Annotated in this window: 15 protein-coding genes and 1 pseudogene; 5 read left to right on the forward strand and 11 right to left on the reverse strand. The window is 72.3% G+C overall.

Annotation, left to right across the window (positions count from 1 at the left end):
- Positions 1-37: 37 nt before the first annotated feature.
- Positions 38-1,270 (forward strand): PQQ-dependent sugar dehydrogenase, encoded by a 1,233-nt coding sequence (locus AC0680_RS10000; protein WP_478626441.1) that lies wholly within the window; start codon positions 38-40, stop codon positions 1,268-1,270.
- An 86-nt stretch (positions 1,271-1,356) separates the two neighbouring features.
- A complete protein-coding gene (locus AC0680_RS10005) occupies positions 1,357-1,596 on the forward strand; it encodes a DUF6191 domain-containing protein (RefSeq protein ID WP_478626442.1) in 240 nt (79 codons plus the stop codon).
- Here the strand turns inward: AC0680_RS10005 and AC0680_RS10010 are convergent.
- The 5 genes from AC0680_RS10010 to AC0680_RS10030 all read right to left on the reverse strand — a co-directional run bounded on the left by AC0680_RS10010 (position 1,499) and on the right by AC0680_RS10030 (position 8,664).
- Positions 1,499-1,990, reverse strand: coding sequence for a hypothetical protein (locus AC0680_RS10010; RefSeq protein WP_478626444.1), 492 nt, complete (start codon positions 1,988-1,990; stop codon positions 1,499-1,501). The genes AC0680_RS10005 and AC0680_RS10010 overlap by 98 nt on opposite strands.
- 135 nt (positions 1,991-2,125) lie before the next feature.
- On the reverse strand, positions 2,126-5,230 hold the full coding sequence (locus AC0680_RS10015; protein ID WP_478626716.1) for a helix-turn-helix transcriptional regulator: 3,105 nt from the start codon (positions 5,228-5,230) through the stop codon (positions 2,126-2,128).
- A 113-nt stretch (positions 5,231-5,343) separates the two neighbouring features.
- Positions 5,344-5,544, reverse strand: coding sequence for a hypothetical protein (locus AC0680_RS10020; RefSeq protein ID WP_478626445.1), 201 nt, complete (start codon positions 5,542-5,544; stop codon positions 5,344-5,346).
- Between the two features lie 147 nt (positions 5,545-5,691).
- Positions 5,692-6,291 (reverse strand): hypothetical protein, encoded by a 600-nt coding sequence (locus AC0680_RS10025; protein ID WP_478626447.1) that lies wholly within the window; start codon positions 6,289-6,291, stop codon positions 5,692-5,694.
- 111 nt (positions 6,292-6,402) lie between these two features.
- Entirely contained in the window at positions 6,403-8,664 is a 2,262-nt protein-coding gene (locus AC0680_RS10030) for an MMPL family transporter (RefSeq protein WP_478626449.1), read from the reverse strand.
- Positions 8,665-9,025: 361 nt separating this feature from the next.
- Between AC0680_RS10030 and AC0680_RS10035 the strand changes: the two genes are divergently transcribed.
- Positions 9,026-10,774, forward strand: coding sequence for a chitinase (locus tag AC0680_RS10035; protein ID WP_478626451.1), 1,749 nt, complete (start codon positions 9,026-9,028; stop codon positions 10,772-10,774).
- Positions 10,775-10,779: 5 nt separating this feature from the next.
- Here the strand turns inward: AC0680_RS10035 and AC0680_RS10040 are convergent.
- Positions 10,780-11,193, reverse strand: a pseudogene (locus AC0680_RS10040) (ATP-binding protein); the annotation flags it as partial.
- A 112-nt stretch (positions 11,194-11,305) separates the two neighbouring features.
- On the opposite strand from AC0680_RS10040, the gene AC0680_RS10045 reads away from it, so the two are divergent.
- Together AC0680_RS10045 and AC0680_RS10050 are read left to right on the forward strand one after the other, a co-directional pair.
- Positions 11,306-12,130, forward strand: coding sequence for a helix-turn-helix domain-containing protein (locus tag AC0680_RS10045; protein ID WP_478626453.1), 825 nt, complete (start codon positions 11,306-11,308; stop codon positions 12,128-12,130).
- A complete protein-coding gene (locus AC0680_RS10050) occupies positions 12,127-12,351 on the forward strand; it encodes a DUF397 domain-containing protein (RefSeq protein WP_478626455.1) in 225 nt (74 codons plus the stop codon). The genes AC0680_RS10045 and AC0680_RS10050 overlap by 4 nt, the downstream gene beginning before the upstream one ends.
- Positions 12,352-12,481: 130 nt before the next feature.
- On the opposite strand, the gene gatB is transcribed toward AC0680_RS10050, so the two are convergent.
- The 5 genes from gatB to AC0680_RS10075 all read right to left on the reverse strand — a co-directional run bounded on the left by gatB (position 12,482) and on the right by AC0680_RS10075 (position 18,605).
- Entirely contained in the window at positions 12,482-13,990 is a 1,509-nt protein-coding gene (gatB, locus tag AC0680_RS10055; RefSeq protein ID WP_478626456.1) for an Asp-tRNA(Asn)/Glu-tRNA(Gln) amidotransferase subunit GatB, read from the reverse strand.
- A gap of 32 nt (positions 13,991-14,022) precedes the next feature.
- A complete protein-coding gene (locus AC0680_RS10060) occupies positions 14,023-14,265 on the reverse strand; it encodes a hypothetical protein (protein ID WP_384431787.1) in 243 nt (80 codons plus the stop codon).
- Positions 14,262-15,755, reverse strand: coding sequence for an Asp-tRNA(Asn)/Glu-tRNA(Gln) amidotransferase subunit GatA (gene gatA, locus AC0680_RS10065; protein ID WP_384431790.1), 1,494 nt, complete (start codon positions 15,753-15,755; stop codon positions 14,262-14,264). Before gatA ends, AC0680_RS10060 begins: the two co-directional genes overlap by 4 nt.
- A 5-nt stretch (positions 15,756-15,760) precedes the next feature.
- On the reverse strand, positions 15,761-16,057 hold the full coding sequence (gene gatC / locus AC0680_RS10070) for an Asp-tRNA(Asn)/Glu-tRNA(Gln) amidotransferase subunit GatC (RefSeq protein ID WP_384431793.1): 297 nt from the start codon (positions 16,055-16,057) through the stop codon (positions 15,761-15,763).
- A gap of 439 nt (positions 16,058-16,496) precedes the next feature.
- Positions 16,497-18,605 (reverse strand): putative bifunctional diguanylate cyclase/phosphodiesterase, encoded by a 2,109-nt coding sequence (locus AC0680_RS10075; RefSeq protein WP_478626458.1) that lies wholly within the window; start codon positions 18,603-18,605, stop codon positions 16,497-16,499.
- Positions 18,606-18,675: the final 70 nt, after the last annotated feature.

The following is an 18,675-nucleotide window of genomic DNA, read 5'->3' on the forward strand; positions in this document are numbered from 1 at the left end:
GGCGCGGACGGGCGGAGTGAGCGCGTTCGGCGGCCCGATGTGGTGTTCTTGTGCACGCCCCGCCGACGAGAGGACCACTTCCGTGCAACGCCGTTCCCAGACCGCCGTGTTGGCTGCCGCTTCGCTGCTCCTGGCAGCGGGCTGCTCGTCCGGTGGCGGCCAGCCCCAGGACGGCGGGCGTGCCACCACTCCGGCGAAGAGCCCCGGCGCCTCGGCGGGCGCCGGCTCGCCGACCGCCACGCCGTCGCCGACCGCGCCGCCCGCCAAGGGCTCGGTGAAGGTGACCGCCACGCTGACCACCGGTCTGACGTCCCCCTGGGGCGTGGCGGTGCTGCCGGGCGGGGACCTGCTGGTCGCCTCCCGCGACACCGGAAAGATCGTCCGGGTGGCTGCGGACGGCGGGAAGACCACCGAGCTGGGCTCGGTGCCGGGCGTGGACCCGGGGGGCGAGGGCGGGCTGCTGGGGATCGCGGTGTCCTCGATGTTCGGCACGGACCACCAGGTGTACGCGTACTTCACCACCGCCTCCGACAACCGCATCGCCCGGATGATCTACGACGAGAAGCGCCCCCAGGGCGATCAGCTCGGCGCTCCCGACACGATCCTGAGGGGGATTCCGAAGGGGCAGATCCACAACGGCGGGCGGATCGCGTTCGGCCCGGACAAGATGCTCTACGCCGGCACCGGCGAGACCGGCGACGGCCAGCTGGCCCAGGACAAGAAGTCGCTCGGCGGCAAGATCCTGCGGATGACCCCGGACGGCGAGCCGGCGCACGGCAACCCCTCGGCCGACTCCGTCGTCTACGACTACGGCCATCGCAATGTGCAGGGCCTGGCCTGGGACGGCGACCGCCGGCTGTGGGCCTCGGAGTTCGGGCAGGACACCTGGGACGAGCTCAATCTGATCGAACCGGGCAAGAACTACGGCTGGCCGGAGGTCGAGGGCGAGGCCAAGGGCGGGCAGACCGGCGCCGGTTTCGTCGACCCTGTCGAGGTGTGGAAGACCGCGGACGCCTCACCCAGCGGCATCGCCTACGCCAAGGGCTCGATCTGGATGGCCTCGCTGCGCGGCGAACGGCTGTGGCGGATCGCGCTGAACGGGACGAAGCCGGTGGCGGCTCCGCAGGCCTTCCTGAAGGGTACCTACGGGCGGCTGCGGACCGTCGTGGCGACCGGCGACGGAGGGTTGTGGCTGGTCACCAGCAACACGGACGGCCGGGGCACACCGCACAAGGGCGACGACCGGATTCTCCGGCTCAAGGTGAGCTGACCGCTTCTGCCCCCTCTTTCTCCTCTGCTGCCTACACTCGGGGCCAGGGGACGGGTGCGCGTCACACCGAAGAGGGGGCAGGCACCATGTTCAACATCGCCGAGGAGTTGTTCGCACCGGGCCGTCAGCACACCGAGGAGGAGCGGCAGAAGATGTCGCTCGTCGTCGATGACGTGGGCGACGGCGATCCCGGGACGGGCCCGATAGACCTCTCCTCCGGAGTCGTGGTCATCCGGGCGGGACGGGGCACTGCCCCGGACGCCGGAGATGCGTGCCCACGGGCCCGATCCGCGCGGCCGCGAGGTGCCCGCTGCGGGCCGCGGTGACCACGCCGACCACCGGCATGGCGAGCAGCGCCAGCAGGATCGGCCCGTAGCCGCCGTCGCTGGACATCGCCATCACCACCACCTCGCCGAAGGCCAGCACTGAGGCGAGCACGAAGCAGACCAGTGCCCGCAACGGCCCGGAGGAGACCAGTCGGAGCGGGGCGTAGGCCAGCACCAGGCCGACGCCCGCGCCGATCGACGCGCCGACGGCCATCGACCCCAGCACGGCGACCACGGCCAGCGCCGGGTCCTCCATCGTGCTGCCGGTCGGGCCGTTGAGACACCGCGTCACCATGACGAGCGCCCACAGCAGGGCGCCGGCACCCGCCGGGATCGCCCCGGCCCGCAGACCGAACACCAGCCCCCGCCGCACCACGGCGCGCGACTTGCCCATCTCGTCCCCGCATCCCGAACGCGCCGCCGACGGCCGGCATCCGCGTCCGCAGTATCCCAGCAGCTCACCGCCGGGCCGCGGCGGGCCCGGCCGCGGTGTACCGGTCGGGTCAGGAGGCCGCCGGTGCGCCTCGGGTCAGGAGGCCGCCGGTTCGCCGAACAGGCGCAGCCGGTGGGCCACCGCGCCCGCCTCGCCGCGGCCGGAGACACCGAGCTTGGCGAGGATGTTGGAGACATGGACGCTGGCGGTCTTCGGGGAGATGAACAGCGTGTCGGCTATCTGGCGGTTGCTGCGGCCCTCGGCCACCAGGCGGAGCACGTCCCGTTCGCGCGGCGTCAGCCCGAGCGCCGCGGCGGGGGCGGGATCGGCGGGGGAACCGTCCGCGGTGGCGCGGCGGGTGGCACCGGCGGTCGTGGCGGCCGCGGGGTCCGGTGTCAGCCCGAGCAGGGGGATCCGGGCCCGCTGCGCGAGGAGGGTGAGTTCTTCGGCGAGCGGGCGGGCGCCCATCGTCGTGGCGGCGGTGTGCGCCTGGGTGAGCAGGAGTGCGGCGGCCTCGCGCGGGGTGCGGCCGTCCAGCCCTGCGGTGGCCCGCTCGCTGCCGTGCAGCAGGGATTCGGCCCAGCGGTAGCAGGCCCGGGCGAGCTCGTGCGGCCGCTCCAGGGGCTTGAAGGCGGCGACCACCTCGGCCCAGGCGTCGGGGGTCTCGCGGCCCTCGGCGCGGCGGAGTTCGGCGTCGACGGCGAGGGCGTGCGCCTCCCAGACGGGGGCGAGCTGGGGCAGCTTCTTGGCGGTGTCCCGCACGCGGGCGAGCACCGCGGACCGGCCGGGCTCGGCGGCGGGCAGTCCGCGGGCGTCCGCCTCGGCGGCGGCGGCCGACCACAGCAGCGGCCAGGCGTAGCGCTGGGTACCGGGCGGACAGCCGGCGTCCAGGGCCTGTACGAGGATGGCGCGGGCATCGAGGATCCGGCTCTGGTGCACGGCGATGCGCAGGGCGTGCCGCGCGAGCGGCAGGGCGTGCTGCGGCTGGGGGTCGTGGGTGCCGTAGTGCTCACGGGCGACGGCCAGTTCACGCTCGGCGGCGGCGAGGTCGCCCTGGTCCAGGGCGAGGTCGGTGAGGCGGTTCGCCGCCAGGGCGATCGAGCGGGCGCTCTGGGCGAGCCGGCGGCAGTCGGCGGCGGCCCGGCTCGCCTCCTCCCAGCGGCCCAGCGACTGGAGCGATTCGGCGCGGTTGGCCATCACCCAGCAGGTCTTGTCCTTGAGGCCGTAGCGGGTGGTGAGTTCGATGCCCTGCTCGGTGACCTCGGCGGCCTCCCGGGAGCGGCCCACGCCCTCCAGGAAGGACGGGAGGTTGACATGGCCGCGCCCGATGGCGGAGAAGTAGCCGCGCTCGACGGCGCGGTCGACGGCCCCGCGGAGATCGGCCAGGCCCTCGTCGACCGCGCCGGAGTCGATCCGCAGCCCCGCCAGCGTCAGCCGGGAGTTCAGCTCGGCCTCCTCGTCGCCCACCAACTGGGCCAGCTCCACCGCGCGTTCGGACGTGGCGAAGGTCTCCGGGCCCGGCTCGTGCAGCACCGCCCAGCTGGCGACGGCGGCCAGCACCTCGGCGTGCACCGAGGACGGCGGCAGGCCGCGCACCAGTTCCTGCGCCCTGCCGAGGTCCTCCCAGCCGTTGCCGCGGCCGGTGCCCTGGCAGAGCCGGGAGCGCTGCACCAGGAACCAGGCCGTGCGCAGGGGGTCGTTCTCCTCGCGCAGGGACCGCAGGGCACGCTTGGTGATCGTAAAGGCCCGCTCGCCGTCGCCGGACAGCCGGGCGGCCACCGCGATCTCGGCGAGCAGATCGAGGAAGCGCAGCGCCTCGTCGTCGCAGCCGCGGGCCGGATAGGCCTCGGTGTAGTCCACCGGGCGGACCCCTTGGCGTACCTCCGGGGGCGCGTCGTCCCACAGCTCCAGGGCGCGGTCCAGCAGGCGCAGCTGCTCGGCGTAGGCATGGCGGCGGCGGGCCTGGACGGAGGCGGCGAGGACGGCGGGCAGCGCCTTGGCGGCGTCGTGGGCCTTGTACCAGTAGCTGGCCAGCCGGGCGGCGCAGGCGTCGGCGCGCACCAGGGAGGGGTCGGCCTCCAGAGCCTCGGCGTAACGGCGGTTGAGGCGGGTGCGCTCGCCGGGCAGCAGGTCGTCGACGACGGCCTCGCGCACGAGGGCGTGCCGGAAGCGGTAGCCCGTGCCGTCCTCGGTGGGCACGAGGGTGTTGCTGCCGACTGCGGACCGCAGCGCCTCGATGAGGTCGTCCTCGGGCATCCGGCAGACGGCGGAGAGGAGTTCGTGTTCGATGGTGGAGCCGCCCTCCGAGGCGATCCGCACCACCCGCTGGGTGTCCTCGGGGAGCGCCTCGACCCGCACCAGCAGCAGATCGCGCAACGGGTCGCTCAGCCCGTGCAGACAGCCCTCGGCGAGGCTGCGGGCCAGCTCCTCGACGAAGAAGGCGTTGCCCTCGGAGCGCTTGAAGACCCGGTCGACGGTGTCCTCTTCGGGGTCGCTGCCGTTGATCCCCGCTATCTGGGAGCGGACCTCGTCCCTGTTGAAGCGGGCCAGCTCGACCCGCCGGACCGTCCGCATGCGGTCGATCTCGGCGAGGAAGGGGCGCAGCGGGTGGCGGCGGTGGATGTCGTCGGAACGGTACGTCGCCACCAGCAGGATGCCGGCGTCGTGCAGGGCTCTCAGGAGGTAGGCGAACAGCTCGCGGGTGGAGCGGTCGGCCCAGTGGAGGTCCTCGATGACGATGACGAGGGTGCGGTCGGAGGCGAGCCGCTCCAGGAGCCGGGCGGTCAGCTCGAAGAGGCGGGCGCGGCCGATCTCCTCGTCGTGCGCCTCGCCCGGCGTCTCCCCCAATTCGGGCAGGATGCGGGCCAGTTCGCCCTCCTGGCCGGCGACGGCGGCGGCGAGCTCGTCCCGCAGGTGCCAGTTGAGGGTGTGCAGGATCGCGGAGAACGGCGCGAAGGGCAGGCCCTCGGAGCCGATCTCGATGCAGCCGCCGAGCGCGACCAGCGCGCCCCGGGCGCGCGCTGCCTCGCTGAACTCCTCGATGAGGCGGGTCTTGCCGACCCCGGCCTCGCCCCCGATCAGCAGGGCCTGCGGCTCACCGGAGGCCGCGATACGGGCGAGCGCGTCGCCGAGCGCGGCGAGTTCGGCCGCGCGGCCGACGAACACGGGACTGACGGACCTGTTCTCCACGCTGCCGAGCATCGCACAGGGGTCCGACATTCCGGCAGGGGGCTTGGGGCCTGTCCGATGGGGCATGGCCTGTTCCGCGGCGTCCGGCACGGCGGGGTCTGCCGATCCTCAGGACCTGGAGGCGGTCAGGCGGCGGCGCGGCGTACACGCCACCACCGGCCCCGCCTGGTGCTCACCCGCCCTTCGGGTGCGTTCTCCCCGGAGCGGGCGGCGGCGCCGCGCCCGGCGCGCAGGGCGCCGGTCGCCTCGCGGACCAGGCGCTGCCGGTCGGCCTCGCGGCGCAGCTCTTCGTAACGGACCCGCATTTCCAGCTCGGAGGTGTACACGGTGACTCCCTTGACGGCGTGGGCTTGTTGACGTGCTCAAGCCTCGTCGCCAAGGGGGGTAAGCCGCATCGGGAGGGTTCCCGATCTTTCCCTGCGGGTGGTGCTTAGAAACCCGACCGCGCGTGCCTCAAGGCGCCGGTACCTGCCTTAGGCGCCCGGTCCGGTGCCCTTAGGGATGCTGGGCAGACTCCCGAACAGGTCGAGGTACATACCGGCGGAGATCAGGATCCCCAGCACGGCGAGCGCCAGTCCGGCCCAGGCCACGGCGCGCACCCAGGGGGCGCGGGGGCGGGTCAGCACCACTGCGGCCACGATCGCGGCGAGCACCGCGAAGACGCCGTTGACCAGGGCGGTGGTGTGCCACGGAGTGCCGTACACGGTGGCGATCTGGTCGGTGGCCTTGCCCGTCTGGAGCTTGATCTGGCCCAGCAGCGTCTGCCGCTCGGCCATCAGCGTGCCGAGCCAGGTGCCGGTGACGGACGCCAGGCCGAGCCCGGCGGCGACGACGGCACCGGCACCGGCGGCGACCCCGGTGGCGGGCGGTGCGGGGGTGGTGTCCTCGGCGTCCTCGCCGAGGCCGTCCTCGCCGTTGTCGTCGTCCTGACCGGCGGCGACCGCCTCCTCGGCGGCCTCGGGCTCCGCGCTCCCGGCCTCGGGGCCCGCCGCCTTCTCCTCCTCCGCGGCGGCGGCCTGCGCCGGCACGGTCTCGTCGTCGGTTCGCTTCTCGGTCGTCCTGGTCGTTCCCATGGGCGCGACCGTAGGTGCCCTGTCTGAGAGGGAGATGAGAGCGCGGTGAGAGCCGGGGCTCCGATGGCCGGGAGGCAGGTGCCGAGCCGGACGGCAGCCCTGCGGCAGGTACTACACGCCCACCAGTGGCCGTTCGCCGCCGGGCTCCGGCGCGCCGTCGCCCGGCCCCTGCGCGGCCTCGTCCGGCTCCGGCGGCGGCTCGATGCTGATCCGGGGCAGCACACGGCCGAGCCAGGACGGCAGCCACCAGTTGGCACCGCCCAGCATGTGCATCAGCGCCGGGACCAGCAGCGTACGGAGGACGAAGGCGTCCAGCGCGACGGCGGAGGCCAGACCGATGCCGAACATCGCGATGGTCCGGTCGCCGCTGAGGACGAAGGCCGCGAACACCGCGATCATGATGACCGCCGCCGAGTTGATCACCCGGCTGGTCTCGGCGAGGCCGACCCGTACCGCCCGGCGGTTGTCGCGCGTGAGCTGCCACTCCTCGTACATCCGCGACACCAGGAACACCTGGTAGTCCATGGACAGCCCGAACAGCACCGACACCATGATCACCGGCAGGAACGGCTCGATCGGCCCGGCGCTGCCCAGACCCAGCAGCTCGCTGCCCCACCCCCACTGGAAGACCGCGACGACGATGCCGAAGGACGAGGCGACGGCCGCGACGTTCATCAACGCGGCCTTGAGGGGTATGCCGATGCTGCGGAAGGCGAGCAGCAGCAGGAGCGAGCCGAGCGCCACGACCACGCCGATGAACAGCGGCAGCTTGCCGACGATGACGGACGCGAAGTCGTCGTAGCTCGCGGTGATGCCGCCGACCCGCACCCGCATCGTGGTCCCGTCGGCGGCCTGGGGAAGCACGTCCGTACGCAGCCGCTCCACCAGGTCGGAGGTCTGCCGGGACTGCGGAGAGCCGTCCGGTACGACGGTGATCAGCCCGGTGCTCCGGCTCCCGTCGAACTGCGGGCGGCTGACCTCGGCGACGCCGGGCGTGGTGCGCAGCTGACGCGGCAGCTCGTCGAAGGCGATCCGGTCCTTGGGGCCGTCGAGTGCGCCGACGAGGGTCAGCGGCCCGTTGAGTCCGGGCCCGAAGCCGCCGCCGTGGCCGTCCCCCGGCCCGCCTCGCGCCAGCAGGTCGTACGCCTTGCGGGTGGTGGACGTGGCCGGGTTGTTGCCCTGGTCGGAGGTGCCCAGGTGGAGTCCGAAGGCGGGCAGTGCGAGGGCGAGCATCACGGCGGCCGCGGTCCCGCCCAGCAGCTTGGGGTGCCGCTCGACGAAGCCGGCCCAGCGGGCGGCGATCCCGGCGCGCCGCTCGGGCCGCGGCCCCTCCTCGGCCAGCCGCCGCCGCTCCCGCCGGCCGAGCACCCGCATCCCGATCAGCCCGAGCAGCGCCGGCAGCAGCGTCACTGACGCGGCCACGGTCAGGACAACGGTGAGCGAGGCGGCCAGCGCGACGCCGTTGAGGAAGTTCAGCCGCAGCATCAGCATGCCGAGCAGCGCGATGCAGACCGTGGCCCCGGCGAAGACGACCGCGCGCCCGGATACGCAGACGGCGCGCTCGGCGGCTTGCTGGACCGACATCCCCGCCCGTAGGCCCTTGCGGTGCCGGGTGACGATGAACAGCGCGTAGTCGATGCCGACGCCGAGGCCGATCAGGCTGCCGAGCATCGGGGCGAAGTCGGCGACGGTCATGGCGTGGCTGAGCAACGTGGTGCCGGCCGAGGCGGTGCCGACGGCGGCCACCGCGGTGACGATCGGCAGTAACGTCGCGGCGAGCGAGCCGAAGGCGAGGAAGAGCACCACGGCCGCGGCGCCGATCCCGATGATCTCCGGGAGCTGGGCCCGCGGCGCCTCGGTGAGCGCGATGCCGGCGCCGCCCAGCTCGACCTGGAGGCCGTCGCCGGCCGCGGCCCGCGCGGTGTCGACGATCCGCTGGACCCCGGCCGCCTCCAGTTCGTCGGCGGGCCGGTCGAAGACGAGCCAGGCGTAGGCGGTGTGGCCGTCCTCGCTGATCTGGCGCGCGCCGTGCGCACCGTCGCCGCGGCCGCCGTAGGGGCCGCGCACCTCGGAGACACCGGGCAGCTCGGCGACCTTCTCCAGGGTCTGCCGCATGGTCTTCTCGACCGCGCCGGAGCGCACCGTTCCGCGGTCGGTGTGCCACACGATGGTGTCGCTGTCCCCGGACCGGTCCGGGAACGCCTTCGCCATCAGGGCGCCGGCCCGCCCGGATTCGGTCCCGGGGACCTCGTAGTCGTTCGAGTACGCGGACCCGGTGACGCCCGCGGCGACGGCGACACCCGCGAAGGCGGCGAGCCAGAGAACGATCACCACGATGCGGCGCCTGAGACACCACCGAGCAAGAGCGGTCACGGACCTCGACTGCTTCCCGGGTTGTGCGTCGATAACTCCCGGGTACGGGTGGTGCCGAGCGCGGATGTACGGGGACGGGCGGATGCGCCGCCAACCGGTCGGGTGAGCGGCGGGCCCCTGACAGAGCAGAGTGACACCCCGAAGAGATCCTTTGCGCTCTTTGTGGAATTCCCCACAAAGAGCCGGGATGCGATGACTCGTCCCGCGCCGCTCCCGCGCCGTGCGCGCCTCGTCCCGTCCGCCCCCTTGACCGGCACATTGGTCTGAACCATTCTGAGCCACAGGGCCGGAACGGCCCTGGCGGCGGTGGCCACCGTCTCGCACAGTTCCCCGGGTTTCCCCTTCGGCACTGGAGACAGCCATGCCTGGCACCGCGCGCATCAGACCGTCCCGCCACAGACGCCTGCTCACCACGCTCCTCGCGGTCGTGGCCGCCGCCGCGGCGAGCACGACCGCCTCGGCCGCCCCCGCCCCCTCCCCCACCGGGTCCGCCACCGCCGCGTCCACCACCGCCGACGTCAACGTCGCAAGGAACGCGGGCTACGAATCCGGCCTCAGCGGCTGGACCTGCTCGGCGGGCAGCGGCAGCACCGTGACCTCCCCCGTCCACAGCGGCGCCGCCGCCCTCAAGGCCGCCCCCACCGCCTCGGACAACGCCACCTGCTCCCAGACCGTCGCCGTCAAGCCCGCCGCGACGTACCGGCTCAGCGCGTACGTCCAGGGTTCCTACGTCTATCTGGGCGCCTCGGGCACCGGCACCACGGACGTCTCCACCTGGACCCCGTCCGCCACGGGGTGGCAGGAACTCTCGACCACCTTCACCACCGGCCCGCAGACCACCTCCGTCACCGTCTACACCCACGGCTGGTACGGACAACCCGCCTACCACGCCGATGACTTCAGCGTCCTGGGACCCGACGGCGGAGGCGGCACCGACCCCGGCCCCGAGGTCCCCGCCGCCCCCGGCGGCCTGACCGCCGGCGCCGTGACCGCGTCCTCCGTCGCCCTGTCCTGGAACCCGGTACCCGGCGCGACCGGCTACACGGTCTACCGCGACGGCGCCAAGGACCGTACGACGAACGGCACTTCGGCGACGGTCAGCGGTCTGAGCCCCTCGACCGCCTACCGCTTCCAGGTCTCCGCCACCAACGCCGCCGGAGAGTCGGCCCGCTCCGCGGAGGTCACGGCCACCACCGCGCCCTCCGGTGGCGGCACCGACCCCACCGTCCCCAAACACGCGGTCACCGGCTACTGGCAGAACTTCAACAACGGCGCCACGGTCCAGAAGATCAGCGACGTCCCCGGCCAGTACGACATCATCGCGGTCGCCTTCGCGGACGCCACCACCACACCCGGCGCCGTCACCTTCCACCTCGACTCGGCGGGCCTGGGCGGCTACACCGTCGAGCAGTTCAAGGCCGACATCAAGGCCAAGCAGGCCGCCGGCAAATCGGTGATCATCTCCGTCGGCGGCGAGAAGGGCACGGTGTCCGTCAACGACGCGGCCTCGGCGGCCAACTTCGCTGACAGCGTCCACGCCCTCATGCAGCAGTACGGCTTCGACGGCGTCGACATCGACCTCGAGAACGGCCTCAATCCCACCTACATGACGCAGGCGCTGCGCTCGCTCTCCCAGAAGGCGGGCGGCCGGCTCGTGCTCACCATGGCGCCGCAGACCATCGACATGCAGTCCACGTCGGGCGGCTACTTCCGGACCGCGCTCAACGTCAAGGACATCCTCACGGTCGTCAACATGCAGTACTACAACAGCGGTTCCATGCTCGGCTGCGACGGCAAGGTCTACTCCCAGGGCAGCGTCGACTTCCTCACCGCGCTCGCCTGCATCCAGCTCGAAGGCGGGCTGGACCCCTCGCAGGTGGGCCTGGGCCTGCCCGCGTCCACCCGCGGCGCGGGCAGCGGCTACGTCGCCCCCAGCGTCGTCAACGCCGCCCTGGACTGCCTCACCAAGGGCACCGGCTGCGGCTCGTTCAAGCCGGCGAAGACCTACCCCGGCCTACGGGGTGCCATGACCTGGTCCACCAACTGGGACGCGGCGAACGGCAACGCGTGGTCGTCGGCGGTGGGGCCGCACGTGCACGGACTGCCGTAACCCGCGCCGTCCACGCGGAACTCACACCAGACGATCTTCCCGGGTACGGGCTCGCCGACGCCCCACGCGTCGGCGAGCGCGGCCACCAGCAGCAGCCCCCGGCCCGACTCGGCCTCCTCGCCGACGACCGCCCCCGGCAGGCGCGGCTCCCCGCCCCCGCTGTCATGCACCTCCACACGCAACACCCCGTCCGTTGCCCCCCTCGCCAGCCACAGCCGGTAGCCGCGCCCCGGCGGGACGCCGTGCAGCAGGGCGTTCGTGGCCAGTTCGCTCACGCAGAGCACGATGTCGTCCGCCCGCTGTCTCAGGTCCCAGTCCGCCAGCGCGGTACGGACGAACTCCCTGGCCAGCGCCACGGAACGGCGCTCGCGAAGGAAGAAGGCCGAGCGGGTGCAGAGAGCCTGGATCTCCTTGTGCATGACGCCACTGTCACACCCCGTGATTACGCTGAGCCACAGCGTGAAGTCGTACAGATTCGGTGTACGACTCCACTCCGCATCAGCCAGTCACGACGGGGGGAAGGCAAGCCGCATGCACCCGGTGAACAAACCGAAGAGGATCACGTCCTGGCATGTGATCGGAGCCCAGCTGAGCCACTTCCGGCGGGCCGCCCGCATGACGCAACCAGCGCTGGCCGAGGCAGTGGGCCTGCATGAGGACACCATCGGCTCGATCGAGCAGGGCCGCAGGGCACTGAAGATCGATCTGGCCGAGACGTTCGACGAAATCCTCGACACCAAGGGCGCGTTGGCGGTCGCGGTGAGGAAGGTTCCGGCGCGGGAGAAGCTGCCGGCGTTCGTGCAGAACCTGGTCGAGCACGAGGAAGAGGCACTGACGCTGCTCTCGTACCAGAACCAGGTGGTGCCTGGCCTGCTGCAGACCGAGCCGTACGCACGAGCAGTCTTCGACTGCCTCTATCCGCCCCTCGACGAGGACCAGGCCGACGACTGGGTCTCCGCGCGCCTCGACCGGCAGAAGTTACTGGAGCGCAAGAAGCCGAGGCCCATGCTCAACTTCATCCTGGAGGAGGTGGTGCTCCACCGACCGATCGGCGGGCCGGACACCCTGCGCGAACAGATCCGCCATCTCCGACGCTGCACTGAACTGCCGTTCCTGGGGCTACAGGTGATGCTGACCGACCGAGCTGCTCATGCCGCGCTGGATGGTCCACTCGTGCTGCTGGAGACCCCCGGCCACGATCACCTCGGCTACATCGAGGCGCAACGGATCAGCTTCCTGGTCGACGATCCGGACGAGGTCAGTGTGTATCAGCAGGTGTATGGGATGCTGCGGTCGCAGGCCCTCACCCCTGAGGAGACCAAGGGCCTGCTGGACGACTTGCTAGGAGAGTCATGACCAGCACAGCAGCCCAGTCCTTCTCCAGCGGCCTTACCTGGTTCAAGTCCAGCTACAGCGGCAGCGCAGGCGGCGACTGCATCGAAGTCGCCACCTGTTCCTCCCCCCGCCCCACCATCCACATCCGCGACTCCAAAACCCCCCAAGGCCCGACGCTCACCCTCAGCGCCGGCGCCTGGGCCGCGTTTCTCGCGGAGGTGGTGACGGACGTCGCCGGTTAGGCGGAGGGCACGGCATGCTGCTTGCGGCGGGCCTGGGTGTGGTGGCCGTCGCCTTTGGGTCCGGGCCGACGGAAGCGGCCGCCCTTCCGCAGAAGGACGGCCGCTCGGCGATACCGGTATCGGTGGTGCGTCAGCCCTCGACGCCCAGCTTCTCCAGGATCAGTTCGCGCACCCGGGCCGCGTCCGCCTGGCCGCGCGTGGCCTTCATGACCGCGCCGACCAGGGCGCCGGCCGCGGCCACCTTGCCGCCGCGGATCTTGTCGGCGATGGCGGCGTTGGCGGCGATCGCCTCGTCGACGGCGGTGCCCAGGGCGCCCTCGTCGGAGACGACCTTCAGGCCCCGCTTGTCGACGACCTCGTCCGGGGTGCCCTCGCCCGCGAGGACGCCCTCGATGACCTGACGGGCCAGCTTGTCGTTCAGGTCTCCCTTGGCGACCAGCTCGGCGACCCGGGCGACCTGCTCGGGGGTGATCGCCAGGGCGGCCGGCTCGACGCCGTCCTCGTTGGCGCGGCGGGCCAGCTCGCCCATCCACCACTTGCGGGCCGCGGCGGCGTCCGCGCCGGCCTCGACGGTGGCGACGATCAGATCGACCGCGCCCGCGTTGAGGATCGACTGCATGTCGTGCTCGCTGATGCCCCACTCCTCGCGGAGGCGGTTGCGGCGCACCCGCGGCAGCTCGGGCAGAGTGCCGCGCAGCTCCTCGACCCACTCGCGGGAGGGGGCCACCGGCACCAGGTCCGGCTCGGGGAAGTAGCGGTAGTCCTCGGCCTCTTCCTTGATCCGGCCGGAGGTCGTGGAGCCGTCCTCCTCATGGAAGTGCCGGGTCTCCTGGACGATCGTGCCGCCGCTGCTCAGCACGGCGGCGTGCCGCTGGATCTCGAAGCGGGCCGCGCGCTCCACGGAGCGCAGGGAGTTGACGTTCTTGGTCTCCGAGCGGGTACCGAACTTCTGCGTGCCGTTGGGGCGCAGCGAGAGGTTCACGTCGCAGCGCATCTGGCCCTGCTCCATACGGGCTTCGGAGACGCCCAGCGCCTTGATGAGCTCGCGCAGCTCGGCGACGTACGCCTTGGCGACCTCGGGGGCCCGCTCGCCCGCACCCTCGATGGGCTTGGTGACGATCTCGATGAGCGGGATGCCGGCGCGGTTGTAGTCCAGGAGGGAGTGCCGGGCGCCGTGGATGCGGCCGGTGGCGCCGCCGACGTGCGTCGACTTGCCGGTGTCCTCCTCCATGTGCGCGCGCTCGATGTGGACGCGGAAGACCTCCCCGTCCTCCAGCTGCACGTCGAGGTAGCCGTCGAAGGCGATCGGCTCGTCGTACTGGGAGGTCTGGAAGTTCTTCGGCATGTCCGGATAGAAGTAGTTCTTCCGGGCGAAACGGCACCATTCGGCGATGGTGCAGTTCAGGGCCAGGCCGATCTTGACGGCGGACTCGACGCCGGTCGCGTTGACGACGGGCAGCGAGCCGGGCAGGCCCAGGCACGTGGGGCAGGTCTGCGAGTTGGGCTCCGCACCCAGGGTGGTGGAGCACCCGCAGAACATCTTGGTCTTGGTGCCGAGTTCGACGTGTACCTCGAGCCCCATGACGGGGTCGTAGGCGGCCAGCGCGTCCTCGTACGACACCAGGTCGGTGACAGTCACGGTGAAACTAACCTCTCAGGTCCGGCGCCGGGTCAGTCCGCGAGGACGTCGTCGTCGCCAAGACGGCGCAGTTCGCGGATGAGCAGGGCGACGCCGGTGACGATGGCGGCGGCGGAGACGACGGCGTCGATCATCTGGAGCGTGTCCTGCTCCGTCTTGGCCTTCTTCGCCTGCTTGACGACGCTCACCGCGCCGAACAGCGTGGTGCCGATGGACAGATACGTACCGGGCTTGGACTTCTTGAAGCCCTTGGCCTTGGCCAGCTTTCCACTCACAGTGCGGGTGCCTCCTCGAGCAGCGGGTGGCCCCAGCGCCCGGTGAACGCGGCCTCGACCGCGGCACCGACCTTGTAGAGCCGGTCGTCCTTCATGGCAGGGGCGATGATCTGGAGACCCACCGGCAGCCCGTCCTCGGGGGCCAGGCCGCAGGGCAGCGACATGGCCGCGTTGCCCGCCAGGTTGGTGGGGATCGTGCACAGGTCGGCGAGGTACATCGCCATCGGGTCGTCGGCCCGCTCGCCGATCGGGAAGGCGGTGGTCGGCGTCGTCGGCGAGACGATCACGTCGACCTGCTCGAAGGCCTTCTCGAAGTCGCGGGTGATCAGCGTCCGCACCTTCTGGGCGGAGCCGTAGTACGCGTCGTAGTAGCCGGAGCTGAGCGCGTACGTACCGAGCATGATCCGCCGCTTGACCTCGGGGCCGAAGCCGGCTTCACGGGTCAGCGCGGTGACCTCCTCGGCCGACTTCGAGCCGTCGTCGCCGACCCGCAGGCCGTAGCGCATGGCGTCGAAGCGGGCCAGGTTGGAGGAGCACTCGGACGGCGCGATCAGGTAGTACGCCGACAGCGCGAGGTCGAAGGACGGGCAGTCCAGCTCGACGATCTCGGCGCCCAGCTCCTTCAGCAGCTCGACCGACTCGTCGAACCGCTGGATGACGCCGGCCTGGTAGCCCTCGCCGCGGAACTGCTTGACGACGCCGACCCGCATGCCCTCGACGCTGCCGTTGCGCGCGGCCTCGACGACCGGCGGTACGGGCGCGTCGATGGACGTGGAGTCGAGCGGGTCGTGGCCCGCGATGGCCTCGTGGAGCAGCGCGGCGTCCAGGACCGTACGGGCGCACGGGCCGCCCTGGTCCAGGGAGGAGGAGAAGGCGACCATGCCGTAGCGGGAGACGCCGCCGTAGGTGGGCTTGACGCCGACCGTGCCGGTGACGGCGGCGGGCTGGCGGATGGAGCCGCCGGTGTCCGTGCCGATGGCCAGCGGGGCCTGGAAGGCGGCGAGCGCGGCGGCGGAGCCGCCACCCGAACCGCCGGGGATCTTGGTCAGGTCCCAGGGGTTGCCGGTCGGCCCGTAGGCGCTGTTCTCGGTCGAGGACCCCATGGCGAACTCGTCCATGTTGGTCTTGCCGAGGATGACGACGTCGGCGGCCTTGAGCTTCTTGGTGAGCGTCGCGTCGTACGGCGGGAGCCAGCCTTCAAGGATCTTGGAGCCGACGGTGGTGGGAATGCCCTCCGTCGTGAAGATGTCCTTGAGCGCGAGCGGGACGCCGGCCAGCGGGCCGAGCTTCTCGCCACGGGCGCGCTTCGCGTCCACGGCGCGGGCCTGGGCGAGCGCGCCCTCGCGGTCGACGTGCAGGAAGGCGTTCACCTTCTCGTCGACGGCCTCGATGCGCGCCAGGTGGGCCTCGGTCACCTCGACGGCGGTGAGCTCGCCGGCGGCGATCTTCGCCGCGATCTCGGCGGCGGTGAGCTTGATCAGGTCTGCCATGTCGGTCACTCCTCCCCCAGGATCTGCGGCACCTTGAAACGCTGCTGCTCCTGGGCCGGGGCGCCGGAGAGCGCCTGCTCGGGAGCGAGCGACGGACGGACCTCGTCCGGCCGCATGACATTGGTCAGGGGCAGCGGGTGGGAGGTCGGCGGTACGTCTTGGTCGGCGACCTCGGAGACGCGGGCGACCGCGCCGATGATGTCGTCGAGCTGTCCGGCGAAGTGGTCGAGCTCTTCGTCCTGCAGCTCCAGACGTGCCAGCCGGGCGAGGTGAGCGACCTCCTCGCGCGTGATGCCAGGCATGCAGCGATCCTCTGGTGTTCTTGGCGGAGTGTTCCGGGCGGAGTGTTCCGGCGGAGTCTTCTGGGCGAATGCTCCGGTGAACTTTTCCGGCCCAATCCTATGGCGTACGGCGGAGCTGCCGCGAAACCCTTTCACCGGGGCGCCGCCCATGAGGCGGGCGCGCCCCGGCGTCGCACCGGTCACGGGGCCTCGGAAGCCGGAGGACGCGGGCCTGCGGAGGTGTCGCCTCCGTCGTCCTCCGCGTGCTCCGCGCCCTCTGGGTGCCGGTCGCGTTCGGCGTGGTCCTCGCCGGTTTCGTGATCGTCGGCGCCGTGATCGTCGGCGCCGTCGCCAGCGTCGCTCGGGTCGCTCTGGTGGGTCTGGTCGGTCCGGTCGGTCCGGTCGTTCTGATCGCTGTCTTCATTGTCGGAGCGGGGACACGGGACGGCCGGTGGCCGGGTCAGTTCAAGACCTGTCCCGAAGGGCGCTCGGCTGCCTTCTCCGCCGCCAGGGCGGCCGTCTCCGACTCGCGGTGCCAGCCGTGCTCACCGCGGGCCCTCAGCCAGGCCGTGGTCTCGTCCGGTGGCATCGCCGCCGCCACCAGCCAGCCCTGTACGGCGTCACAGCCGAGGTCGCGCAGGCGCTCCCAGGTCTCGTCGTCCTCGACGCCCTCGGCGACGACCAGGAGGCCGAGGGAGTGGGCGAGGTCCAGGGTGCAGCGGACGATCTCGGCGTCCTCCGTGTCGACGGCGAGCCGGGCGACGAAGGAGCGGTCGATCTTCAGCTCGCTGACCGGGAGGCGCCGCAGGTGGACCAGCGAGGAGTAGCCGGTGCCGAAGTCGTCGAGGGACATCTTCACCCCGTGGGCGGTGAGCCCGGCGAGGGTGTCGGCGGCCCGCTGCGGGTCCTCCAGGAGGACATGCTCGGTTATCTCCAGTTGGAGGGCGCCTGGTGGGACCCGATGTCGGGCGAGCCGGGCGGCGACCGCGCCGGCGAAGCCCGGGGAGTGCACATCGCGGGGGGAGACGTTGACCGCGACCGGCACCTCCAGGCCCATCGCGCGCCAGCGCGCCACCTGGGCGAGCGCGGTCTCCAGGACGTACTCCGTCAGCCTGGGCATCAGCCCGGAGGACTCGGCGATGGCGATGAACTCGTCCGGTGGGACCCGGCCGCGGTCCGGGTGGACCCAGCGGACCAGCGCCTCCAGCCCGGCGACGTGCCCGTCGAAGCCCACCTTGGGCTGGTAGTGCAGCTCGACGTCGCCGGCGTCCAGGGCGCGGCGCAGATCGCCCAGCAGCCCGAGCCGGTCGGGGGTGTTCCCGTCCCGCTTGGCCTCGTAGAGCTCGACCCCGCTGCGGTCGCGCTTGGCCTGGTACATCGCCACGTCGGCGCGGCGCAGCAGCCCCTCGGCGTCGAGGGCGTGGTCGGGGAAGACGGCGACCCCCGCGCTGGCTTCGAGCACGAGGGTCAGTCCGTCGAGGTCCAGCGGGGAGCCGAGGGCGGCGACGAGGTTGCGCGCCACCCGCTGGGAGCTGGTGAGGGAGTCGGTGGTGGGCAGCAGGACGGCGAACTCGTCGCCGCCGAGCCGGGCCGCCTCGGCGCCGCGCGGGAGGGCGTGCCGCAGCCGGTCGGCGATCTGCAGCAGCAGGCGGTCGCCGGCGAGGTGGCCGAGGGTGTCGTTGACCGACCGGAAGCGGTCCAGGTCGATCAGGACCAGGGCCGAGCGGACGCCCACCCGCTCGGCCTCGTCCAGCGCCGTCCATGTGCGCTCCAGCAGCCACTGACGGTTGGGCAGGCCGGTGAGCGGATCGCGCAGCTGCTCCTCGGCGCGGGCGCGGGCTATCCAGAGGGTGGAGTCCAGCGCGATGAGCGGGACCGCGAACAGCGGCAGCAGCAGGGGGGCGTGGACGGCGCAGACGGCGATCAGCGGGGAGATGCCGAGGAGCGCGATGCCGACCAGTGCCTGGCGCACGACGGCCGTGCGGGGTATCGCGGGCAGCGTTCCGCTGCGGGGGGCGAGGCTGATCCACAACAGGGCGCGGCTGACGAGCAGATAGCCGGCGGCGGTGACCATGACTTCGGGGAGTACGGCCAGGTCCCAGGCCTTGGGGCTCCAGGGCTGGCGGACGCTGGAGACCACGCCGAAGGCCGCCAGGCCGAGGGCCGCGGCGCCGATGCCGAGGATGTCCACGGCGCCGTGCACCACGGCCTGTCGCCAGCGGTGCCGGCGGGCGGCGCCGACGAGGACGACGACGGAGAGGCTGACGAGGGTGGCCGGCACCCAGCCGTACAGCAGCAGGACGGCGAGGGCGAGGGCGGCGCCGGATCCCGTGCCGCCCCACCAGCGGTCGCGGCCGAGCGCGACCAGATGGCCGACGATGACGCCCGTGAGGATCGCCAGCGACCAGCCCACCGAGCCGGCGGGGAACAGCGCGTCACCCTTGCCGAAAGTCCAGATCACGCCCGTGGCGAGCGCGAGGCCCGCCACGATGACGATGGCCGCGGGCAACGCGGGCACGACGAGCCGCCGGAGCCGCGACGCCGGAGCGGCGCTGTCGGTCGGTTTCATTCCGATCCCTCTCACAGCCGGCTGAGCCCGCGCCACGGCAGGCGCACCCCACCAGGTTAGGCCGCGGAAG

Source organism: Streptomyces sp. NPDC043738 (assembly GCF_056436545.1).

Bases quoted from the DNA above. Each gene is read 5' to 3' on its own strand.
- AC0680_RS10000 (WP_478626441.1), top strand. From the start codon at position 38: ATGTGGTGTTCTTGTGCACGCCCCGCCGACGAGAGGACCACTTCCGTG.
- AC0680_RS10005 (WP_478626442.1), top strand. From the start codon at position 1,357: ATGTTCAACATCGCCGAGGAGTTGTTCGCACCGGGCCGTCAGCACACC.
- AC0680_RS10010 (WP_478626444.1), bottom strand. From the start codon at position 1,990: ATGGGCAAGTCGCGCGCCGTGGTGCGGCGGGGGCTGGTGTTCGGTCTG.
- AC0680_RS10015 (WP_478626716.1), bottom strand. From the start codon at position 5,230: ATGCTCGGCAGCGTGGAGAACAGGTCCGTCAGTCCCGTGTTCGTCGGC.
- AC0680_RS10025 (WP_478626447.1), bottom strand. From the start codon at position 6,291: ATGGGAACGACCAGGACGACCGAGAAGCGAACCGACGACGAGACCGTG.
- AC0680_RS10035 (WP_478626451.1), top strand. From the start codon at position 9,026: ATGCCTGGCACCGCGCGCATCAGACCGTCCCGCCACAGACGCCTGCTC.
- AC0680_RS10045 (WP_478626453.1), top strand. From the start codon at position 11,306: ATGCACCCGGTGAACAAACCGAAGAGGATCACGTCCTGGCATGTGATC.
- AC0680_RS10050 (WP_478626455.1), top strand. From the start codon at position 12,127: ATGACCAGCACAGCAGCCCAGTCCTTCTCCAGCGGCCTTACCTGGTTC.
- gatA (WP_384431790.1), bottom strand. From the start codon at position 15,755: ATGGCAGACCTGATCAAGCTCACCGCCGCCGAGATCGCGGCGAAGATC.
- gatC (WP_384431793.1), bottom strand. From the start codon at position 16,057: ATGCCTGGCATCACGCGCGAGGAGGTCGCTCACCTCGCCCGGCTGGCA.
- AC0680_RS10075 (WP_478626458.1), bottom strand. From the start codon at position 18,605: ATGAAACCGACCGACAGCGCCGCTCCGGCGTCGCGGCTCCGGCGGCTC.